This window comes from Pseudoalteromonas sp. BZK2, assembly GCF_014349195.1.
In the GTDB taxonomy this organism is placed as follows: Bacteria; Pseudomonadota; Gammaproteobacteria; order Enterobacterales; family Alteromonadaceae; genus Pseudoalteromonas; species Pseudoalteromonas simplex.
Map to the genome: position 1 here is coordinate 1 of NZ_JACSOG010000072.1, position 4535 is coordinate 4535.

A 4535-nucleotide genomic window follows, 5' to 3' on the forward strand; every position below is an offset into this window, starting at 1 on the left:
AGGGCAAGCCTTAGCTGATGGCAACTACACAGTCAGTGCTAGTATCAGCGATGCAGCAGGTAATAACAGCAGTGCCAGTGACAGTGGTGAAGTCGACACTATAGCGCCTGACATTCGTGTGATCCCTTCATTTTTACTGGGTAATTTGGTTGGCTTGTCTGGGACTTCAGACTTACCAGAAGGAAGTGTGATCACGATCACTGAGCACCTTGTCGGTGGATTAATTGGATTAACATACACTGCCATTACAGATGCGAATGGAGATTGGACTTTAGCAAATATTACTGTACCACTGCTTAATTTAGCTTATGTAACAGCAAGTGGAACAGATGCAGCAGGTAACACTGCAACGGTGAGCACCCTTGATTTTGATAATGTAGCACCTGAACTAACAGTGTCTGTTGCCGCACTTACTAATGACACAACACCAACTATCTCGGGTACAACGGATATGGGTCAAGGAACGGTTATTAATGTGACTGTTCAAGACGCTAATGGAGATTCGCAAAGCTTTACTGCAACTGTGCAAAGCGATCAAACTTGGTCTGTTGATGTACCAGCAGAACTTGCTGATGGCACATTCACAGTAACAGCATCGGTTCGAGACCAGGTGGGTAATTTAACAACTGAACAAACAACAGGTGTACTGGATAGTATAGCACCAACTTTAAGCGTAAATGCTATTGGTGGCACAGCTGAAGCTCGACCAACTATCTCGGGTAGTAGTAATGAGATAGGTGGTTCAGTGGTTGTTGAAATAGCGGGTCAAACTCTGACTACGACGGTTGATACAGATGGCACATGGCAGCTTGTAGTACCTGTCGACATCGTTGATGGTAGTTACACGATTACGGCTAGCATAACGGATGATGCAAACAACACGCAAACTGCAACAGCATCAATAACAGTTGATACAGTTACGCCTGTTGTATTGCTTGACGTATTGGGAATTGGAAACTCAAGTTTGCCAGTTATTTCAGGTACATCAACAGAATCGCCGGGAACTCAAGTATCTGTCACGATTACAGACAGCAATAGTGATACCCAAACACTGACTGCGACAGTGTTGGGAGATGGAACATGGCAAGTTACACCAGCCGCGTTACCTGATGGAAACTATACTGTAACAGCGTCAATAACGGATGTTGCGGGTAATATTGGCAGTGATACTGAATCTGGTTCTATAGATACACTTGCTCCTTCGCTCACTATTAATAGCTTAGGAACGACAAATGATTCTACACCTACAATTAGCGGTACAAGTAATGAACCTGCAGGTAGCATAGTCTCTTTGAGTGTTTCTAACGGTGGGAATATTTATTCATTATCAGCTACAGTGCAAATTGATGGTACTTGGTCAGTTGATGTTGTTACACCACTTGACGATGGTTCAGTTACTATTACTGCAAGCATCACTGATGCTGCAAATAACACGACGACTGCCACAGACAATGCAACATTAGACACTAATGCACCAACAGTATCTATTGGCACGTTGGCAATTACAAATGATACAACCCCCATCATCTCAGGTACCAGTGATGCAGTAGACGGCACACAAGTTACAATAAATGTTGAAGATGCACTTGGAAATACACAAACAATAACTACAACGGTAACGGGTGGTATTTGGAGTGTTGAGCTTGCTACTGTACTCAGTGAAGGACAATACACGGTAGATGCAAGTGTAACTGAAAATGGTTTAACTGGAACAGCATCAAAGGTTGGTGAGATAGATCTCACGGCGCCATCAATCTTGGTTAATGCACCAGCAATTACAAATGATACTACACCGACAATTAGTGGTACCAGTGATGCACCTCAGGGCACCGTTGTCACGTTAGTTGTGTCTGATAGTTTAGGTAATGATGTTACTGCTTCTGCTATTGTTAATGCATCAGGTAATTGGTCTGTGGCATTACCTTCCTCAATAGCTGAAGGAGCATACACGGTTGAAGCCAGTATCTCTGATGCTGCAGGTAATAGCGCAACCACTTCGGTGTCTGGCATTATAGATATCACTGCGCCTGATGTTGTTATAGACACGATTGCTGTTGCAACCGATTTAACACCGCTCGCTTCTGGCAGTGCAACAGGAGCAGTCGCTGGTAATCGAGTGGTTGTCACCTTCGTTGATGCAGCAGGTGTTAGTCATAGTGTTGAAACAACGCTTGATTCAAGCCTTAACTGGCAAGTTGAAGCAACCCAAGCGCTTGCCGAAGGACAGTATACGGTAACCGCTGTTGTGACTGATACAGCTGGGAATGATGGTTCAGTAAGTACAACGTCTGCGGTTGATACTACGTCACCGATTGTGAGCATTGATCAAAGCAGTTTAATACTCACAAACGACTCAACACCTGTTATCAGCGGCACATCTGATGCTGCAAATAGTACAGTAGTAATTGTGTTCACTGCCGCAGGCGGTTTACAACATACAGTTACTACCACAACTGATGCAAGTGGCAATTGGCAAGTTGAAGCAGGTCAAGCGTTAGCTGATGGAGTGTATTCGGTCACTGCAAGCATCACAGATACCGCAGGTAACACAGGAACTGATAGTAAAACGGGCGGAGAAGTTGACACTGTAGCTCCAGAGTTATCAATCACGCCGTCATTCTTATTAGGTAACTTGGTATCGCTTTCTGGTACTTCAGATTTGCCTGAAGGAAGTGTTATTACCATTACAAACTACCTAATTGGAGGTGGTATAGGAGTTCCTTACACAGCCACCGTTGACGCTAATGGTGATTGGCAAGTGCTTAATTTGTCAGTCTCTTTATTAACTCTCGCATATGTTGAGGCCTCTGCGACAGATGCTGCAGATAATACAACCACTATATCGAGTATTGATTATAGTAATGACCCTAGCTTAGATGCTTTTGATGTTACTAACTATAATCCAGGTATATTAGGTTTACTCTTACCTTTCGCCGAAGGCACTGCTGAGCCGGGAACTGAGGTTTATGCCATTGGCTCTAACTTAATCGGCCTTAATTTACTCAATATTATCGACGCTTCAGTTCTTAGTTCTTCGCCAAGCACCACAACTGATAGCGACGGTGACTGGAGCATAGGGCTTTCTTTTCTTGATTTAGGGAATGAATATTACTTTGCTATTGTTGATACTGAAACTGGTGAGTATATCGTCAAGAACACCTCTAACGATTTAGTCGGTACAGGTGTGATTGAATCAGAGCCTGATAGCGGCATCATATCTCTTGGAGAAGAACCTGTTTTAGCAGGCTTAGAGAACTCTGAAGAGCCACCAGAAAATGAAAGTTCAACTTCAGGCGCTGAGCAGCTCGGTGAAAGTATTGATTTAAGCGTGATATTAGCTAAAGCGGATACAGAACCGACATTGCACTCTAACTCTGCTCCGCTTGAAGTAACAATCGATGATGTTTTAAGTGACTCAGAACAAAGTGAGGTACTGGCATTGAATATCGATAGCGAACAGCAAAGTCTAGCTTTTGATCCTAATGACTCAATAAGTTCACAACCTGCAAGTGATATTCAGAGTGAATCAGAGGACATGATTAAGAAACTAATCGAAGATGGAAATAAATCTGTAGATATTTAATCAATAAAAGAAAAGCGCTGAAATGCGCTTTTCTTACAGTACCTTGCTTAATTGAGTGATATCGTGGATTGGTATAATTCTGCAAACATTAAAAAACGCGATAACTAACTTAGTTATCGCGTTTTTTTAAAAGAATAATATTTGGGTTTAGGCTTTCAAATTGTGGACGATTTTTTTATCGCCTTGAATTACGCTGCCGCCTTGGTCGTAGGTCATCGATGAAGGCGCACCGATTAGAATGTCTTTAAGTTGTTTAACACTTAACTGTGCTTGGTGAGCCGCATGGGCGTTTACATCGTTTTTCTTTTTGCAGCTTGCTAGGAGAGTGTTAACTTGCTTAATAAGTGCACTCACGTCATCATCTTGCGATTCGTTGTGCGCGACAAGCTTTTGCACTTCTTTATCTATGGTTTGGATTTGTTGGAGCAAAGAAATTTTTTGTTGGGCAATACTCTTTAATCCTTCGCCACGTTTTGCAGCAATGGCTGTCAATTCATCATCTAACAACGCAGCAATAGACTCCAAGCACGAAACTTGCTGTGTTAGTTTGCTGGCTATTAAATGATTATGATCAGCCATAGACATCAAACTCGAATGCAGCGATGTTCTTTGCTAGCTTTTCAGCATCAATTTGGTATTTACCTTCGCTGATCGCTTTTTTCAGCTCAGCCACTTTATTGCTATCAAAACCAGAAGACTGCTCTGCTTTTTCTTGCAGTGATTTAAGCTGCTTTGCCTGAGGTGTTAAACTGACAGAATCTGCACTTGCTTTAGGTGCGGCTGATTTAGCAGTAGCTGCATTAGCATTATCTTTTTGTAAATCAAGCTTTTTTTGCTTGGTATTTGTCAACACAGAAGGCTGTTGTTGACCATTATTGACATTGCTTACCATAATTTTTGACCTATACATTACCCAACTTATGCCTTTATATCGGCGGGCACAGCGGATACT

At 42.4% G+C, this 4535-nt stretch carries 3 protein-coding genes; 1 reads left to right on the top strand and 2 read right to left on the bottom strand.

What is annotated here, in order from left to right:
- Window positions 1-3583: beta strand repeat-containing protein (locus BIZ38_RS21520; protein ID WP_187491276.1), on the top strand; the 3583-nt coding region annotated here is incomplete at its 5' end.
- 147 nt (window positions 3584-3730) lie between these two features.
- Here BIZ38_RS21520 and flgN read toward each other — a convergent pair.
- Window positions 3731-4162: a flagellar protein FlgN gene (gene flgN, locus BIZ38_RS21525; RefSeq protein ID WP_054553315.1), complete on the bottom strand. Its 432-nt coding sequence runs from the start codon at window positions 4160-4162 to the stop codon at window positions 3731-3733.
- On the bottom strand, window positions 4155-4475 hold the full coding sequence (gene flgM, locus BIZ38_RS21530; RefSeq protein WP_187491277.1) for a flagellar biosynthesis anti-sigma factor FlgM: 321 nt from the start codon (window positions 4473-4475) through the stop codon (window positions 4155-4157). The genes flgN and flgM overlap by 8 nt, the downstream gene beginning before the upstream one ends.
- Between the last annotated feature and the right edge of the window lie 60 nt (window positions 4476-4535).

Bases quoted from the DNA above. Each gene is read 5' to 3' on its own strand.
- flgN (WP_054553315.1), bottom strand. From the start codon at position 4,162: ATGGCTGATCATAATCATTTAATAGCCAGCAAACTAACACAGCAAGTT.
- flgM (WP_187491277.1), bottom strand. From the start codon at position 4,475: ATGGTAAGCAATGTCAATAATGGTCAACAACAGCCTTCTGTGTTGACA.